The organism is Pseudomonas cremoris (assembly GCF_014230465.1).
This window is the reverse complement of sequence record NZ_JAAXCY010000001.1, coordinates 439,869-455,564: the sequence shown is the minus strand read 5'-3', so window position 1 is coordinate 455,564 and position 15,696 is coordinate 439,869. Positions and strand designations below refer to the sequence as shown.

The 15,696-nt window shown below is 61.2% G+C and carries 16 protein-coding genes; 9 read left to right on the top strand and 7 right to left on the bottom strand.

The window, feature by feature from the left end:
• Positions 1–10 precede the first annotated feature (10 nt).
• Positions 11–445, top strand: coding sequence for a MarR family transcriptional regulator (locus HF257_RS02100; RefSeq protein WP_135288670.1), 435 nt, complete (start codon positions 11–13; stop codon positions 443–445).
• Between the two features lie 134 nt (positions 446–579).
• Here HF257_RS02100 and HF257_RS02095 read toward each other — a convergent pair whose 3' ends face one another.
• Positions 580–2,769 carry a patatin-like phospholipase family protein gene (locus HF257_RS02095; protein WP_185704351.1) on the bottom strand — a complete coding sequence of 730 codons (2,190 nt, stop codon included), beginning with the start codon at positions 2,767–2,769 and terminating at the stop codon, positions 580–582.
• 84 nt (positions 2,770–2,853) lie between these two features.
• Between HF257_RS02095 and HF257_RS02090 the strand changes: the two genes are divergently transcribed.
• Entirely contained in the window at positions 2,854–3,141 is a 288-nt protein-coding gene (locus HF257_RS02090; protein WP_185703616.1) for a SelT/SelW/SelH family protein, read from the top strand.
• A 34-nt stretch (positions 3,142–3,175) separates the two neighbouring features.
• Here HF257_RS02090 and HF257_RS02085 read toward each other — a convergent pair whose 3' ends face one another.
• The 3 genes from HF257_RS02085 to HF257_RS02075 all read right to left on the bottom strand — a co-directional run bounded on the left by HF257_RS02085 (position 3,176) and on the right by HF257_RS02075 (position 5,318).
• Positions 3,176–3,457: a hypothetical protein gene (locus HF257_RS02085; protein WP_185703618.1), complete on the bottom strand. Its 282-nt coding sequence runs from the start codon at positions 3,455–3,457 to the stop codon at positions 3,176–3,178.
• Between the two features lie 128 nt (positions 3,458–3,585).
• Positions 3,586–4,470, bottom strand: coding sequence for a DMT family transporter (locus HF257_RS02080; protein WP_185703620.1), 885 nt, complete (start codon positions 4,468–4,470; stop codon positions 3,586–3,588).
• Between the two features lie 98 nt (positions 4,471–4,568).
• The gene (locus HF257_RS02075) at positions 4,569–5,318 is read right to left on the bottom strand and encodes a helix-turn-helix transcriptional regulator (protein WP_185703622.1); all 750 of its coding nucleotides are present in this window, start codon (positions 5,316–5,318) and stop codon (positions 4,569–4,571) included.
• Between the two features lie 137 nt (positions 5,319–5,455).
• Between HF257_RS02075 and HF257_RS02070 the strand changes: the two genes are divergently transcribed.
• Complete coding sequence (locus tag HF257_RS02070) at positions 5,456–6,265, top strand: UDP-2,3-diacylglucosamine diphosphatase (RefSeq protein WP_185703624.1); 810 nt, start codon at positions 5,456–5,458, stop codon at positions 6,263–6,265.
• A gap of 124 nt (positions 6,266–6,389) precedes the next feature.
• Here the strand turns inward: HF257_RS02070 and HF257_RS02065 are convergent, their stop codons facing one another.
• From HF257_RS02065 to phhA, 3 genes are all read right to left on the bottom strand, one after another.
• Complete coding sequence (locus HF257_RS02065) at positions 6,390–7,583, bottom strand: amino acid aminotransferase (RefSeq protein WP_185703626.1); 1,194 nt, start codon at positions 7,581–7,583, stop codon at positions 6,390–6,392.
• Positions 7,583–7,939, bottom strand: a complete 357-nt coding sequence (locus tag HF257_RS02060) for a 4a-hydroxytetrahydrobiopterin dehydratase (protein WP_017735186.1) — start codon at positions 7,937–7,939, stop codon at positions 7,583–7,585. Before HF257_RS02060 ends, HF257_RS02065 begins: the two co-directional genes overlap by 1 nt.
• Positions 7,940–8,043: 104 nt before the next feature.
• Positions 8,044–8,835 (bottom strand): phenylalanine 4-monooxygenase, encoded by a 792-nt coding sequence (gene phhA / locus HF257_RS02055; protein WP_185703628.1) that lies wholly within the window; start codon positions 8,833–8,835, stop codon positions 8,044–8,046.
• Between the two features lie 257 nt (positions 8,836–9,092).
• Between phhA and HF257_RS02050 the strand changes: the two genes are divergently transcribed.
• The 6 genes from HF257_RS02050 (at position 9,093) to flgJ (ending at position 15,694) form a co-directional block, all read left to right on the top strand.
• Positions 9,093–10,655, top strand: a complete 1,563-nt coding sequence (locus HF257_RS02050) for a sigma-54-dependent transcriptional regulator (RefSeq protein WP_185703630.1) — start codon at positions 9,093–9,095, stop codon at positions 10,653–10,655.
• A gap of 309 nt (positions 10,656–10,964) precedes the next feature.
• Complete coding sequence (locus HF257_RS02045) at positions 10,965–11,705, top strand: flagellar basal body rod protein FlgF (protein WP_105694848.1); 741 nt, start codon at positions 10,965–10,967, stop codon at positions 11,703–11,705.
• Positions 11,706–11,767: 62 nt separating this feature from the next.
• Positions 11,768–12,553: a flagellar basal-body rod protein FlgG gene (flgG, locus tag HF257_RS02040; RefSeq protein WP_185703632.1), complete on the top strand. Its 786-nt coding sequence runs from the start codon at positions 11,768–11,770 to the stop codon at positions 12,551–12,553.
• Positions 12,554–12,606: 53 nt separating this feature from the next.
• Positions 12,607–13,302 carry a flagellar basal body L-ring protein FlgH gene (flgH, locus tag HF257_RS02035; protein ID WP_185703634.1) on the top strand — a complete coding sequence of 232 codons (696 nt, stop codon included), beginning with the start codon at positions 12,607–12,609 and terminating at the stop codon, positions 13,300–13,302.
• Positions 13,303–13,329: 27 nt separating this feature from the next.
• Entirely contained in the window at positions 13,330–14,418 is a 1,089-nt protein-coding gene (locus HF257_RS02030; RefSeq protein ID WP_135310075.1) for a flagellar basal body P-ring protein FlgI, read from the top strand.
• Positions 14,419–14,422: 4 nt separating this feature from the next.
• Entirely contained in the window at positions 14,423–15,694 is a 1,272-nt protein-coding gene (flgJ, locus tag HF257_RS02025) for a flagellar assembly peptidoglycan hydrolase FlgJ (RefSeq protein WP_185703636.1), read from the top strand.
• Positions 15,695–15,696 lie beyond the last annotated feature (2 nt).

Sequence of the window (15,696 nt, the reverse complement as noted above, 5' to 3'; positions counted from 1 at the left end):
TGAGTTTTTTATGCCGTTAACCGATCAACACCGTTTTGGCATGCAGTTGGCGCAAATGTCCCGAGGTTGGCGCGCCGAGCTAGACCGCCGCCTGGCGGGGCTGGGCTTGTCCCAGGCGCGCTGGCTGGTGCTGTTGCACCTGGCACGTTTCGAAGAAGCACCCACGCAGCGTGAGCTGGCGCAAAGCGTTGGGGTCGAAGGGCCGACCCTCGCCCGGTTGCTCGACAGCCTGGAAGGCCAGGGCTTGGTGCAACGCCAGGCCGTGGTGGAAGACCGTCGTGCCAAACGCATCTTGCTGTGTGATACCGCTCGCCCGCTTATCGACCAGATCGAGACCATTGCGACAGCGCTGCGTCATGAGCTGTTTGTGGGGGTGGATGAAGAGGATATGAAGGTGTGCATGCGTGTGCACGGGCACATCCTGGCGAACCTGGAAAAGTCCTGATCCCTGATTCGGTGACGATCAAAATGTGGGAGCGGGCTTGCTCGCGAATGCGGTATATCAGTTACCTTTTCAGTCGCTGACACACCACATTCGCGAGCAAGCCCGCTCCCACATTTGGTTTTGTGTTGGGCTCTCTAAAAGGTCTGGCCCAAGTTCAAGTACACCGCCTGCTGGTTATCATCATTGAACCCATAGCTGAAATTCAGCGGCCCCAACGGCGTATCGAACCCCAGGAACACACTGGCCGCGTTGATGTACCCACTGTCGAACTCATTGTCATTGTTCCACGCCCGACCGCGCTCCAGTGACGCGCCCAGGTACAGCGGGAAATCCAACGGCAGGTACGAGCGTGGGGTCAGCCGACGGTAGTACACCGCGCGCATCAGGCTGATGTTCTGCCCCGAGATCGCATCCTCGCGAAAGCCCGACAATTGCCGCGCGCCCCCCAGCAGGAAGCTGGAAATCACTACGTCGGACCTGTCCAGCGTGCGCCCGTAGCGGCCGCCCAGTACAAACGTGTCCGGGCCGTTGCTCATGGCCTTGTCCAATTTGAACTCCCATTGACGATAGCGCTGGTCCGAACCAAGCCCTGGTTCAAATTCGCGGTAGGCCAGGCCGATGTCTTCACCGGTATGGGGGAAGTACACGTTGTCCAGGGAGTCAAAGGAGTACTTCAACTCATAGAAGCCTTCGCTGAAACTTACGCTGGGCATGTCGCGGTCGCCGATACGCACATCGGCCTTGCCCCAGGCCTCGCCGACGCCGAAGCGGATCTCACCGCTGTTGCCGATCTGCCGCCCTACGTTCAGGCCGAATCCGTAGCGTTCCAGGCGGTATTCGGAGACGGGGTCGTTGTCCAGGATCAACTCGACGTTCTGCGCCTGGGCGCTGATATAGGGCGCGACGAAGTAACGCGAGCCGGTGTCCATGGGTTGATAGAACTCGCTGTACAGCTCTTGCCGATCACCGATCTGCACCCGCGTCAGCCATTCGGCACCGAGGCGGTTGATGCCGTTCATGCGGTAACTGGCGCCGAGGTTGAAGGCGCTGTCGCCGCGCATGTCGTCCGACAGGTTCAGGCCCAGGCGCAGGTAGTCGGTGCCGCTGCGTTTGCCGCGTGCGCTGATCACCAGGGTGTTGTCCTGGCCTTTCTTGATCACGCGGTATTGCACCTGCTCGAAGTAGTCCAGGCCGTACAAGGTGCCCATGTCGGTTTGCAGGCGGCCCAGGTTCAGCGGCTCGCCGAGGGGCTGGCGGATGTAATAGCGGATCACGTCGTCGCTGACTTTCGAGTCGTTTTCCACATTGATCGCGGTGATCACTGGCGTGCGTTCGCCAGGGGTGCGAGCCGCGACCAGTTGTGGATCGATGGGCTCGGCCGGTCGCAGGTGCGCCAGGCGCAGGTCGAGGGCGCGGGTGGCGCGGTAGCCGGCGTCGATCATGTCCTTGGCGCGGCCGAAGTCGGTCACTCCATAGGCGGCCAGCGGTGGCTGGATCAGTACGTCTTTGGCGCGCAGGGCCTTGAGTTGCTCTTCGGAGTTACGCCGGGTCATCAGGGTGATGGATTGGTTAAGCACGTCCACCACGGTGGCCAGTTGTTTGCGTGATCGCAGCGGGGTGCCGATGTCCACCACGATGGCGATATCCACGCCCATCTCCCGCGCTACGTCCAGTGGGATGTTATCGGTCATGCCGCCGTCCACCAGCAAGCGCCCGTCAAGCTCTACCGGTGCGAACACCGCCGGGATCGACATGCTCGCGCGAATCACCTGGGGCAAGTGGCCCTTGCTGAACACTACTTTTTCGCCCGTGGTGATATCGGTGGCCACGGCGCGGAAGGGGATCGGGAGCTTGTCGAAATTACGCGTGTTGCTGCTATGGGCAAACATGCTCTCCAGCAGCAGCGCCAGGTTCTGGCCCTGGATCACGCCCAACGGCAAACCGAGGCTGCCGTCGTCGCGAAAGCTGAGCTTCTGTTTGACCAGGAAATCCCGGTCATCCTGTTTACGCCGAAACGGTACGTCTTCCCGTGGTGGCGCATCGGACAGCGCCTGCTGCCAGTCGATGTTCAGCGCGAGTTTTTCCAGCTCATCGATCTTGTAGCCCGACGCGTACAGCCCACCGATCACCGCGCCCATGCTGGTGCCGGCAATTGCATCGATCTGGATGCCTTGCTCTTCCAGGGCCTTGAGCACACCGATATGGGCCAGGCCACGAGCGGCGCCGCCGGACAACACCAGGCCGATTTTCGGGCGTGGGGCTTCAACAGCTTGGGCGAGGAGGGGGAGCAGGCACAACAGCAGGCAGGACAGCAGGCGGCGCATCATGAATCTCAAGGCTGGGCGATAAAGGCCGGTATTATAGCCATTCGATCCTCCGAGCCCGTTACGCCAGGAACCTCTCAAATTATGTCCGTGAGCAAACCCGAGATCATCATCACCTATTGCACCCAATGCCAGTGGCTGCTGCGCGCGGCCTGGCTGGCCCAGGAGTTATTGAGCACGTTCTGCGAAGACCTGGGCAAAGTCTCGCTGGAGCCGGCCACGGGCGGTGCGTTTCGTATTACCTGCGACGGTGTGCAGATATGGGAGCGCAAGGCCGACGGCGGTTTCCCGGAGGCCAAGGTGTTGAAGCAGCGCGTGCGTGACCAGATCGACCCTCAGCGCGACCTGGGGCACAACGACCGTACGCAGTGAAGGTCACCGCCTTGGAAGGACGGTGACCCGACGGCTACTTTGTGGCTAGTTTTTGCTTGATGAACCCGACGACCCAGGTCAGCACCAGGCCGCCCACGCCGCCGCCGACGATGTTGCTGCCGACCGCCGCGACATCCAGCGCTTCCCCACCGGATGTGCCGGTGAATTGCGCGAGGACCTGGCCCAGGACCAGGCCGCCGATACCGCCAAGCAACGTATTGAGGCCCGTGCCCAGGCTCTGCTTGGTCATGCCGGCCAGATTGCCGCCGACGGCTCCGCTGATGATCTGCACCAGCAATTGGATGAGTGTTTCCATGATGAAACCCCTGCATAGCGTTAATGGAGTGACCACTCGCTTGCAGCAACTTCAAACTTCATGGCTGTCGTCGAGAAGTCCTTATCCGTTGAACGACGACAAACTGTTGCGGATCGCCAGAGTATAGATCAGGCCTCGGCGGCGGGCTGTTTGGCCTGGCTGGCACTGCCCATCAGCCCGGACAGCACGATGGCGACGATGATTAACGCGCCGCCCAGCAGCATGCGCAGGGTCGGGGTTTCGGCGAACAGCAGCCAGGCTACCGTGATGCCGTACACCGGTTCCATGGCAAACACCACTGAGGCGGTGCGCGCCTTGATCACCGCCAGGCTGGCGACAAACAGGCTGTGGGCCAGGCCGGTGCAGAACACGCCCAACAGGCCGATCCACAACCAGTCCATTGCGCGAACATCCGCCAGGCCCGGCGCCGCTACGGGTAGCAGGCAGAGTGCGACCACCACGTTTTGCCACAGCGCGGCCTGCACCGCAGGGATCCGCCCGGAGCTGGCCCGGTTGTTCAGTGACAACAGCGAGAACAACAGCCCCGACAGGATGCCCCACAACAGGCCGCCGGTGGCTGCGCTGGAGAGGTTGAAGTCCGGGGTGACCAGCACCAGGCCGACGCTGACCAGCGCCACCAACAGTACTTCGTTGGCACGAATGCGCTCGCGAAAGATCAACCCTTCAAGGATTACGGTAAACGCTGGAAATGCAGTAAAACCCAAAGTGGCAACGGCCACGCCAGCCACTTTGACAGCGATGAAGAAGGTTACCCAGTGCGCCGCCAGCAGCACACCGCTGATCAGCAATCGGCGCCAGTCGCGCAGCGCCAGTCGTTTCCAGGGCGCGTTGCTGGCAAAACGTGCAAACACTGCCAGGGCCACCACCGCAAACGCGGCGCGGCCAAACACGATGATGGCGGGGGAGGCCGCCGCCAGTTTGCCGAACACGCCAGTGAGGCCAAACATCAGTGCGCCGATATGCAGGGCGCCGAGGGCTGAGCGGGGGGTCATTGCGATCCTTGAAGCAAGCGGGTGACGAAGGGCAGTCTAGTGGCTTGCTGACGTAGGTGTCTGTCGTCTGGCTCGCGATTTCTATCGCAAGACTCTTCCTACACGCTGCGTCGTAAAGCACCGGGGGTACCACCAAACTCCCGCAGCATGGCGGCCGCAAAGGCACTTTGCGAGGCGTAGCCGACGCGGTCTGCGATTTCACCGATGGGCAACGGTGTTTTTTGCAGCAGGTCGAGGGCCGTCTGCAGACGACGGCTACGGATGTAGTCCATCGGTGTCTGTCCGCACTCGGCCATAAACCGTGCATGCAAGCGCGCCACCGACAAGTCAGCAATACGCGCCAGGTCCGCCACCTGCAGCGGGTGCGCGAGGTGCCGTTCGATATGTGCATTAAAAGCGGCGTAGGGCAGGCGGCGGCCAGGGACCGGTTGGGTGAGAGAATGATTCAGGCTGGCCAGCAGCAGCACCGCACCTTGCTGCACGATCAACGGGTCATCCACCGGGCTGTGTGCGAGCCATTGCACCAGCTGGTTTTGCCGCGCGTCCAGCGCCAGGCGCGCCGGTTGATCGAGCAGGCGTCGACTGGCGTCGGCATGGTCGCCCAGTGAGTGCAGCACCCAGTGTTCGGAGGGCACATCCAGCACCAGGCAGCGGCTGCCATCGCGACTGCCGCACGCGTGATGGGCAGAGAAAGGCAGCACCATCACGCTGCTTTCGCGCACCTGGCTGCCCAGGCCATCGACTTCCAGATCCAGATGCCCGGACAGGCCGAACACCAGCTGCGCATGGTCATGGCTGTGGGCAATAGGCGCTTCGAGGTAGTGGCGCAGTGTGAGGGCGGCGTTCATCGCGGTCTCCGGGGCAGCAAGGCGCCAGTCTACAACGCTTCGCGGCCGGTCGGCGCTGTCATCAGACTGACGCACAGCTGTCATGGACTATTAATCGCCAAGGCGCAAGCTCGCGAAAACAGCGTCGAGGGATGCCCATGACCAGTGCCGAGTTCACCAAACCCAGCCGCAAGCAGCGCGTTCGTACCCTGTGGATTTCCGACGTGCACTTGGGCACCCGGGATTGCCAGGCCGAGCATTTGTCGCAGTTCCTCAAGGGCTACCAGGCCGACAAGGTCTACCTGGTAGGCGACATCATCGACGGTTGGAAGCTGCGCGGCGGCATGTACTGGCCCCAAGCCCACACCAACGTGATCCGCCGCCTGTTGACCATGGCCAAGCGCGGCACCGAGGTGATCTACGTCACCGGTAACCATGATGAATTCCTGCGCCGTTACTCCAAGCTGATTCTGGGCAATATCCAATTGGTGGATGAGGCGGTGCATGTGACTGCCGATGGTCGCCACTTGCTGGTGATTCATGGCGATCAATTCGATGTGATCACCCGCTACCACCGCTGGTTGGCTTTTCTCGGCGACTCGGCCTACGAGTTCACCCTCACGCTGAACCGTTGGTTGAACCACTGGCGTGCACGGTATGGCTATGGCTACTGGTCGTTGTCGGCTTACCTGAAACACAAGGTGAAGACCGCGGTGAACTTCATCAGCGATTTCGAAGAAGCCATCGCCCACGAAGTGACCAAGCGCGAATTGCATGGCGTGGTGTGCGGGCATATCCACCATGCGGAGATTCGCAAGGTGGGCGAGGTGGACTACCTCAATTGCGGCGATTGGGTGGAGTCGTGCACGGCGTTGATCGAGCACTGGGATGGCAGTATCGAGTTGTATCGATTGGCGGATGCGCAGGCCAAGGAAGCTCAGATGAAAGCCGAAATGGTCGCTAGCTAGCGCCGGACTCGGTCCAAATGTGGGAGCGGGCTTGCTCGCGAATACGGTAGATCAGTCACCGGATGTGTTGGATGACACACCGCATTCGCGAGCAAGCCCGCTCCCACAATTTGATTGGGTTTCTTCAGTGGGAGACGTCGGCAATCGCTTCAGCCAGCAGCGCCAACCGCGTCGCATCAATCCCCGCCACGTTGGCCCGCCCCGAATTCACCATGTACACACTGTGCTTCTCGCGCAGTTGCTTCACCTGGTCGGCACTCAGGCCGGTATAGGAAAACATCCCGCGCTGCGCCCCGATGTGTGCAAACCGCTCCGACAAGCCGTGTGGCGCCAACGCCTCCACCAGCCCGGAGCGCAAGTGCGCAATCCGTGAGCGCATGGCTTCGACTTCGCCACTCCACAGCGCTTTCAGCTCGGCATCGCCCAAGATGGTCGCGACCACTGCCGCGCCGTGATCCGGCGGCGTCGACCACAGGTTGCGGGCGATATTGGCGAGTTGGCTGCGTACGTCCGTCAACTTCTCGGCATCCGCCGCGCACACGATCAGCGCGCCGACGCGGTCGCTGTACAGGCCAAAGTTCTTCGAACAGGAGCTGGTCACCAGCACTTCCGGTAACTCGCTGGCAAACAACCGCACCGCCCACGCATCCTGCTCCAGACCATCGCCAAAGCCTTGGTAGGCGAAGTCGATCAGCGGCAGCAATTGGCGTTCGCGCACGATTTTCAGCACCTGGCGCCAATCATCCTGGGACAGGTCGAAACCGGTCGGGTTGTGGCAGCACGCGTGCAGCAGCACCACGTCGCCATGCGGGACGGTGGCGAGCGTCGCCAGCATCGCCGCCACGTCCAGGCGATTGTCGGCGCCCACGTACGGGTAGTGGCTGACCTTGAGCCCAGCCTTGGCGAAGATGCTTTCGTGAATCGGCCAGGTCGGGTTGCTCAGCCATACGCCACGGCCCGGCAAGCTGTGGGCGATAAAATCGGCGCTCAGGCGCAGGGCGCCGGTGCCACCTGGGGTCTGGGTGGCACCGGCACGACGTTCGCCGATCAGCGCGGAGTCGGCGCCCAGCACCAGCGCGCTGATCAGTGCGCCAAAGGCTGCGTTGCCGTGGCCGCCGATGTAGGTCTTGGTGGTTTGCGTGTCCACCAGGCGCTGTTCGGCCAGCTTCACCGAGCGGGGAATCGGCGTCAGGCCCTGGTCGTCTTTATACACGCCCACGCCCAAGTCGAATTTGTTCGGGTTGCTGTCCTGGGCATACAGGTCCATCAGCCCGAGGATCGGGTCGCCGGGCACGCGGGTAATCGCATCAAAATGCATTACTTGCGGCCCTCGGCGTCCTTGGCCACTTCGTCGGTGCGCGCGGCCATGATGAAGTCGTTGCGGTGCAGGCCCTTGATGGAGTGGCTCCACCAGGTCACGGTAACTTTGCCCCATTCGGTCAGCAGGCCCGGGTGATGGCCTTCGGCTTCGGAGATGTCACCCATGGCATTGGTAAAGGCCAGTGCGAACTTGAAGTTCTTGAACAGGAAGACCTTTTCCAGCTGCATGACGCCGTCGCGTACTTCGATGTTCCAGTCGGGGATCTGCTTGATCAGTACCGGCAACTCTTCATCGCTGACTTGCGGGGCATCGGCGCGGCAGGCTTCGCAGTGGGCTTGGTTCAAGGTGGTCATGTGGGGGTGTCCTGAATTCGAGTGTTAAAAACGGTCGTCAGTGGCGTCACCCTAAAGCAACGCGGGGCCAGGGAACAGACTCACCTGGCCTTAAAAACGGAGGTTCATGCGGCCTTGGGTTTCGGTGGGAACTTCGGCGCGTGCAGACCCAACTGCATGCCGCGCTCAACCATACCCATGATGTCTTCCTGGGCCACTTCGAACAGACGCTTGAGGTCTGGCAGCACGAAGTACAGCGGTTGCAGGATGTCGATGCGGTACGGCGTGCGCATCGCTTCCAGCGGGTCGAAAACCTGGTGCTCGGGTTCGGACGACAGGCTGTACACCGTCTCCTTGGGCGACGACAAAATCCCACCACCGTAGATACGCCGGCCCTCGGGCGTGTCCACCAGGCCGAACTCGATGGTCATCCAGTACAGGCGCGCCAGGTACACCCGTTGCTCCTTGGTGGCCGCCAGGCCGAGCTTGCCGTAGGTGTGGGTAAATTCGGCGAACCAGGGGTTGGTGAGCAGCGGGCAGTGGCCGAAAATCTCGTGGAAGATGTCCGGCTCTTGCAGGTAGTCCAGTTCTTCACGGGTACGAATGAAGGTCGCCACTGGAAACTGCTTGTTGGCGAGCAATTCAAAGAAGGTCTGGAAGGGGATCAGCGCCGGTACGCGCGCGACTTGCCAGCCGGTGGTTTCGGCCAGCACCTTGTTGATCTCGCCCAGTTGTGGAATGCGATCATGGGGCAGGCCAAGCTTGTCGATGCCGTCCAGGTATTCCTGGCAGGCGCGACCTTCGATCACTTTCAGTTGGCGCGTGATCAGGGTGTTCCACACCGCGTGTTCTTCCGGTGGGTAATCGATAAACCCATGCGCATCGGGCTCGCGGGCCACGTAGTGCGTCTGCTTCATACGGCTCTCCTGCTAGGCATTCGTTCTTGTTATGTCCTGCGATGAACGTATTGATAACCCGACGGGCGCGAGATTCCATCGGGCTTCGGCGGTGGGTTGTAGGAAAATGTACTGAATATCGTAAAATATTCGTTACGGATGTGCGGCCAGTCGCTGTGTTGGGCTGGGAAAAGGTCATGGTCTGTCACATAATCTTGACGACTATTCGCGCCCAGCGACAAAAAGACGCGGCGCCTACCCACTTTTCGGGCCTCTTCATGCGTATCAAAGTGCACTGCCAGAACCGCATCGGCATCCTGCGGGACATCCTCAACCTGTTGGTGGAATACGGCGTCAACGTCGCCAAGGGTGAGGTCGGGGGTGAGCATGGCAACGCCATTTACCTGTTCTGCCCGAACCTGGTGAACATGCAGTTCCAGGCGCTACGTCCGCAATTCGAAGCAATTGCCGGGGTATTTGGTGTCAAGCGCGTAGGGCTGATGCCCAGTGAGCGTCGGCATATGGAGCTCAACGCACTGCTCGGTGCTCTGGAATTTCCGGTGCTGTCTATCGACATGGGCGGCTCGATCGTCGCTGCCAACCGTGCGGCGGCGCAGTTGCTCGGCGTGCGGGTAGACGAGGTGCCAGGCATTCCGTTGTCGCGCTACGCCGAAGATTTCGACCTGCCGGAACTGGTACGCGCGAGCAAATCGCGGATCAACGGCCTGCGGGTCAAGGTTAAGGGCGACGTATTCCTGGCGGACATCGCGCCGCTGCAATCTTCCGAGCACGATGACAGCGAAGCGATGGCCGGTGCCGTGCTGACCCTGCACCGCGCAGACCGCGTGGGTGAGCGTATCTACAATGTGCGCAAGCAGGAACTGCGTGGCTTTGACAGCATCTTCCAAAGCTCCAGGGTCATGGCTGCCGTGGTCCGAGAGGCCCGGCGCATGGCGCCGCTGGACGCGCCTCTATTAATAGAAGGCGAAACCGGTACCGGCAAGGAACTGCTCGCACGCGCCTGCCACTTGGCCAGCCCGCGTGGGCAATCGCCCTTGATGGCGCTTAACTGCGCCGGCCTGCCGGAATCGATGGCCGAGACAGAACTGTTCGGCTACGGCCCTGGCGCATTTGAAGGGGCGCGGGCCGAAGGCAAGTTGGGGCTGCTGGAATTGACGGCGGGCGGTACGTTGTTTCTCGATGGCGTGGGGGAAATGAGTGCGCGCTTGCAGGTGAAGCTGCTGCGCTTTTTGCAGGACGGCTGCTTTCGACGGGTAGGCAGTGACGAAGAGGTGTACCTAGATGTGCGGGTGATTTGCGCAACCCAGGTGGATTTGTCCGAGCTGTGTGCCCGGGGTGAATTCCGCCAGGACCTGTATCACCGCCTCAACGTGCTGTCGCTGCACATCCCACCGCTGCGCGAATGCCTCGACGGCCTGGCGCCGTTGGTCGACCACTTCCTGGACCAGGCCAGTCGCCAGATTGGCTGCCCGCTGCCGAAATTGGCACCGGCTGCGATGGACCGTCTCAGTCACTACCATTGGCCGGGCAACGTGCGTCAGTTGGAAAACGTGTTGTTCCAGGCCGTGTCGTTGTGCGAGGGCGGTACGGTCAAGGCCGAGCATATTCGTTTGCCGGATTATGGCGTGCGTCAGCCGCTTGGCGAATTTTCGCTGGAGGGAGGTTTGGAACAGATAGTGGGCCGGTTCGAGAAGGCGGTGTTGGAGAGCCTGTATACGGAGCACCCGAGCAGTCGCCAGTTGGGCAAGCGGCTCGGTGTTTCCCACACCACCATTGCCAATAAGTTGCGGGACTACGACATTCTCAAGGCCGACAAGTAACTACCTGACACAACTGGGTCAAAATGTGGGTGCGGGCTTGCTCGCGAATGCGGTGGATCAGTCACCTTATGTGCTGGATGGCACACCGCATTCGCGAGCAAGCCCGCTCCCATTTGATTGTGTCGTTGCCGTAAGCGGCATAAGTCCGCCGTTTTTTCGACTCTTAGTCACCGTCCATTTCTTGCCACCCAGCCGCAAACCCTTGCCCCGCCTGGTCTTTCCCTCATTTTAAAAAGTTGGTTCGCAAATTGCTTAAGCCTCCTCAGTACAGCGGTGGGCGGCAAGCGTCCGTCAGAAAGAGGAAAGAGCGTGGACAAGTACCTTTATGTGGCAATGACCGGCGCCAGCCAGAATGCTCTGGCGCAGAAGGCCCATGCCAACAACCTGGCGAACATTTCCACCAACGGTTTTCAACGCGACCTGGAACAGGCGCGTTCGATGCCGGTGTTCGGCGACAGCTTTCCGGCGCGGGCGTTTGCCATGACCGAACGTCCTGCCACCGACTTCACCCCTGGCGCGATGATCGAGACCGGCCGCGACCTGGACGTGGCCGTCAACGGCAACGGCTGGATGGCCGTGCAAACTCCGGACGGCAGCGAAGCCTACGTGCGCAGCGCCAGCATGAACGTCGATGCGTTGGGCGTGCTGCGCGCCGGCAACGGCATGCCGATCATGGGCAACGGTGGCCCGATTGCCGTGCCGCCGCAGCAGAAAATCGAAGTGGGCTCTGACGGCACCATCAGCATCCGCGCCATGGGCGAAGGCCCTCGGGTGATGGCGGAAGTGGACCGCATCAAGCTGGTCCAGCCCGACCTCAAGAATATGAATAAAGGCCTGGATGGCACCATCCACACCAAGGATGGCCAGCCGGCCCAGGCCGATGCAAACGTCACGCTGACCTCGGGTTTCCTGCAGGCAAGCAACGTCAATGCCGTGGAAGAAATGACGGCGGTGCTGGCGCTTTCCAAACAGTTCGAACTGCACATCAAGATGATGAACAGCGCGAAGGAAGACGACCAGGCCATGACGCGCGTCATGCAGATGAGCTGATTGCAGCCCACTAACTAATTTGTGATGTCGCGCCAACAAACAGGCGCACAGAGGAGAACAGCATGCTTCCGGCTCTATGGGTTGCCAAAACAGGTCTGTCCGCCCAGGACACCAACCTGACCACCATTTCCAACAACTTGGCCAACGTGTCGACCACGGGTTTCAAACGTGACCGCGCCGAGTTCCAGGACTTGCTCTATCAGATCAAGAAGCAGCCAGGCGCCCAGTCGACCCAGGACAGCGAACTGCCGTCGGGCCTGCAACTGGGTACCGGTGTGCAGATCGTCGGCACCCAAAAGAATTTCAGCGCCGGCAACCTGCAGCAAACCGGCCAGCCGCTGGACATGGCCATCAATGGCCGTGGGTTCTTCCAGATCCTGCAACCGGATGGCACTACCTCCTACACCCGTGACGGTACTTTCCACCTGGACTCCAACGGCCAGATCGTCACCGCCAACGGTTTCTCCCTGGAACCTGCCGTGGTCGTTCCAGCGGATGCCAAGACTTTCACCGTCGGCAACGACGGCACCGTGTCGATCACCGTGGCCGGCAACCCAGCCTCGCAAGTGATCGGCAACCTGCAAACCGCCGACTTCATCAACCCGGCCGGCCTGCAGGCCATGGGCAACAACCTGTTCCTGGAAACCGCTTCCAGCGGCGCGCCGCAAATCGGTACCCCGGGCCTGAACGGCTTCGGCACCACGCTGCAAAGCACCCTGGAAACGTCCAACGTGAGCACCGTGGAGGAGATGGTCAACATGATCACCACCCAGCGCGCCTACGAAATGAACTCCAAGGTGATTTCCACCGCCGACCAGATGCTCTCGTTCGTCACGCAGAATCTGTAATCAAGTCTATGGGGCGCCATTGACGGCGCCTGCAACACCGTGAGGTAAGGGTCATGAATCGCTACGTTTCTGTTTTGGCACTGAGTGGGATCGCCGTGCTCGCGGGCTGTGTCGCCCCGACGCCAAAGCCCAACGACCCGTACTACGCGCCGGTGTTGCCACGCACACCGTTGCCGGCGGCGGCCAACAATGGCTCGATCTACCAGGCCGGTTTTGAACAGAACCTGTACAGCGACCGCAAGGCGTTCCGGGTCGGTGACATCATCACCATCACCCTGAACGAGAAGACCCAAGCCAGCAAGAACGCCAACTCGCAGATCGGCAAGACCAGCAAGACCGGAATTGGCCTGACCTCGTTGTTTGGCGGTGTGCCCAACACCAATAACCCGCTGGGCAGCGGCGACCTGAGCCTGGACGTGGGCTACAGCGGCGACCGCGCCACCAACGGCAAGAGTGCGGCGGCGCAGGGTAATACCCTGACCGGTTCGATCACCGTGACCGTGGCCGATGTATTGCCCAACGGCATCATTGCCGTACGCGGTGAGAAGTGGATGACCCTCAACACCGGCGACGAGCTGGTGCGCATCGCCGGCATGGTTCGCGCCGATGACATCGCCACGGACAACACCGTGCCGTCGACGCGAATTGCCGATGCGCGCATCACCTACTCGGGTACAGGTTCGTTTGCTGATGCGAGTCAGCCGGGCTGGTTCGACCGTTTCTTCCTTAGCCCGCTGTTCCCTTTCTAGGTGGCCACTTTGAAACTCAAACAGCTGATGGCGGCGGCACTGTTGCTGTCCCTGAGCGCAGTCGCCCAGGCCGAGCGCCTGAAAGACATCGCCAGCATCTCGGGCGTGCGCTCCAACCAGTTGATCGGCTACGGCCTGGTGGTAGGCCTGAACGGAACGGGTGACCAGACCACCCAGACCCCGTTCACCTTGCAGACCTTCAACAACATGCTCTCGCAGTTCGGCATCAAGGTGCCGGCGGGTTCGGGCAACGTGCAGCTTAAAAACGTTGCGGCGGTGTCTATCAGTGCCGATTTGCCGGCGTTTTCCAAGCCCGGCCAGGTGGTGGATATCACCGTGTCGTCCATTGGTAACTCGAAAAGCCTGCGCGGCGGCACTCTTTTGATGACGCCTCTTAAAGGTATCGACGGCAATGTCTACGCCATCGCCCAGGGCAACCTGGTAGTCGGCGGCTTTGACGCCGAAGGCCGCGACGGTTCGAAGATCACCGTGAACGTGCCATCGGCCGGGCGTATTCCTGGTGGTGCCACGGTGGAACGCACCGTGCCGAGCGGTTTCAACCAGGGCAACAGCCTGACCCTGAACCTCAACCGTTCCGACTTCACTACCGCCAAGCGCGTGGTCGACAAGATCAACGACATGCTCGGCCCTGGCGTGGCCCAGGCCATTGATGGCGGTTCGATCCGAGTGACCGCTCCGCTGGACCCAAGCCAGCGCGTGGACTACCTGTCGATCCTGGAAAACCTCGAAGTCGACCCGGGCCAGGCGGTTGCCAAAGTCATCATCAATTCGCGTACCGGTACCATCGTGATCGGCCAGAACGTCAAGGTGTCGCCAGCGGCGGTCACCCACGGCAGCCTGACCGTGACCATTACCGAAGACCCGATTGTCAGCCAGCCTGGCGCCTTCTCCAACGGCCAGACGGCGGTGGTACCGCGTTCGAAAGTCAACGCCCAGCAAGAAGCCAAGCCGATGTTCAAGTTCGGCCCCGGCACCACCCTGGATGAGATTGTCCGCGCGGTGAACCAGGTGGGCGCAGCGCCAGGTGACTTGATGGCGATTCTCGAAGCCCTGAAACAGGCCGGCGCCTTGCAAGCCGACCTGATTGTGATCTGACGCCATGGCCATGGACATGCGCAAGAGCGGGATCAGCAGCACGGCGGACTCGGGGTCTTACTCCGACTTGAACCGGCTTAACCAGCTCAAGGTCGGCGACGACAAGAACAGCGAAGGCAACATGCGCAAGGTCGCGCAGGAGTTCGAATCGCTGTTCTTGAGCGAGATGCTCAAGTCGATGCGTTCGGCTACCGAGGCCTTGGGCAAGGACAACCCGCTGAACACGCCGGCGGCCAAGCAGTACCAGGAAATGTACGACCAGCAACTGGCGGTCTCGATGTCCCGCGAAGGCGGTGGTATTGGCCTGGCCGACGTGCTGATGCGCCAGATGCAGAAGAACAAACCGGTGGACGCCCAGGCGGCCACCTTGCAGGGCCCGGCTGCGGCTGAGCCGACGAAGAAAGTGGCAGTGCCAACGGAGATTGCCGCCGGTACCCAGGCCGAAGGTCCGCTGGGTCGTTCCAATGGTCAACGCCCGTTGTGGGCTTATCGCGTGGCTGAACCACAGGCTGGCGCCGCTGCGTCGCACAGCAATGACATGGAGCTGATGAACCAGCGCCGTATCGCGTTGCCGAGCAAGCTCACCGACCGCCTGTTGGCCGGCATCGTGCCAAGCACCGATGCAACCACCGTCGCCAGGGCTGCGCCGCTGCGTAACAGCGCGGCCGATGACAACGTGATCAACAGCGGCGCGCGTACCTTTGCCGTGCCAAGCGGGCGCATGCAGGTCTATGGCCGCGCCGTGGCCCAGCCACCCTTGGCGCCGGCGAAGAAGGCCTTCAATTCGCAGGATGAATTTGTCGCTACCATGTTGCCGATGGCCAAGGCGGCCGCCGCGCGAATCGGTGTCGATCCCAAATACCTCGTGGCCCAGGCCGCGTTGGAAACCGGCTGGGGTAAATCGGTGATGCGCGCCGAAGACGGCAGCAGCAGCCATAACCTGTTCGGCATCAAGGCCGGCCAGAGTTGGCAGGGCGGTCAGGCGCGTGCAATCACCAGCGAGTTTCGTGATGGGGCGATGGTCAAGGAAACGGCGCAGTTCCGTTCCTACAACTCCTATCAGGACAGCTTCCATGACCTCGTGACGTTGCTGCAAAGCAATGATCGCTATAAAGAAGTCGTGAAGTCGGCCGACAACCCGGAACAGTTTGTACGCGAGTTGCAAAAAGCCGGTTACGCCACCGACCCGGACTACGCCAGCAAGATTTCGCAGATCGCAAAAACGATGAACAGTTACCAGAACTACGCTGCCGCTGGCGCAACCACACATTTATAAGG

Bases quoted from the DNA above. Each gene is read 5' to 3' on its own strand.
- HF257_RS02100 (WP_135288670.1), top strand. From the start codon at position 11: ATGCCGTTAACCGATCAACACCGTTTTGGCATGCAGTTGGCGCAAATG.
- HF257_RS02095 (WP_185704351.1), bottom strand. From the start codon at position 2,769: ATGCGCCGCCTGCTGTCCTGCCTGCTGTTGTGCCTGCTCCCCCTCCTC.
- HF257_RS02090 (WP_185703616.1), top strand. From the start codon at position 2,854: ATGTCCGTGAGCAAACCCGAGATCATCATCACCTATTGCACCCAATGC.
- HF257_RS02085 (WP_185703618.1), bottom strand. From the start codon at position 3,457: ATGGAAACACTCATCCAATTGCTGGTGCAGATCATCAGCGGAGCCGTC.
- HF257_RS02080 (WP_185703620.1), bottom strand. From the start codon at position 4,470: ATGACCCCCCGCTCAGCCCTCGGCGCCCTGCATATCGGCGCACTGATG.
- HF257_RS02075 (WP_185703622.1), bottom strand. From the start codon at position 5,318: ATGAACGCCGCCCTCACACTGCGCCACTACCTCGAAGCGCCTATTGCC.
- HF257_RS02070 (WP_185703624.1), top strand. From the start codon at position 5,456: ATGACCAGTGCCGAGTTCACCAAACCCAGCCGCAAGCAGCGCGTTCGT.
- HF257_RS02065 (WP_185703626.1), bottom strand. From the start codon at position 7,583: ATGCATTTTGATGCGATTACCCGCGTGCCCGGCGACCCGATCCTCGGG.
- HF257_RS02060 (WP_017735186.1), bottom strand. From the start codon at position 7,939: ATGACCACCTTGAACCAAGCCCACTGCGAAGCCTGCCGCGCCGATGCC.
- phhA (WP_185703628.1), bottom strand. From the start codon at position 8,835: ATGAAGCAGACGCACTACGTGGCCCGCGAGCCCGATGCGCATGGGTTT.
- HF257_RS02050 (WP_185703630.1), top strand. From the start codon at position 9,093: ATGCGTATCAAAGTGCACTGCCAGAACCGCATCGGCATCCTGCGGGAC.
- flgG (WP_185703632.1), top strand. From the start codon at position 11,768: ATGCTTCCGGCTCTATGGGTTGCCAAAACAGGTCTGTCCGCCCAGGAC.
- flgH (WP_185703634.1), top strand. From the start codon at position 12,607: ATGAATCGCTACGTTTCTGTTTTGGCACTGAGTGGGATCGCCGTGCTC.
- HF257_RS02030 (WP_135310075.1), top strand. From the start codon at position 13,330: ATGGCGGCGGCACTGTTGCTGTCCCTGAGCGCAGTCGCCCAGGCCGAG.
- flgJ (WP_185703636.1), top strand. From the start codon at position 14,423: ATGGCCATGGACATGCGCAAGAGCGGGATCAGCAGCACGGCGGACTCG.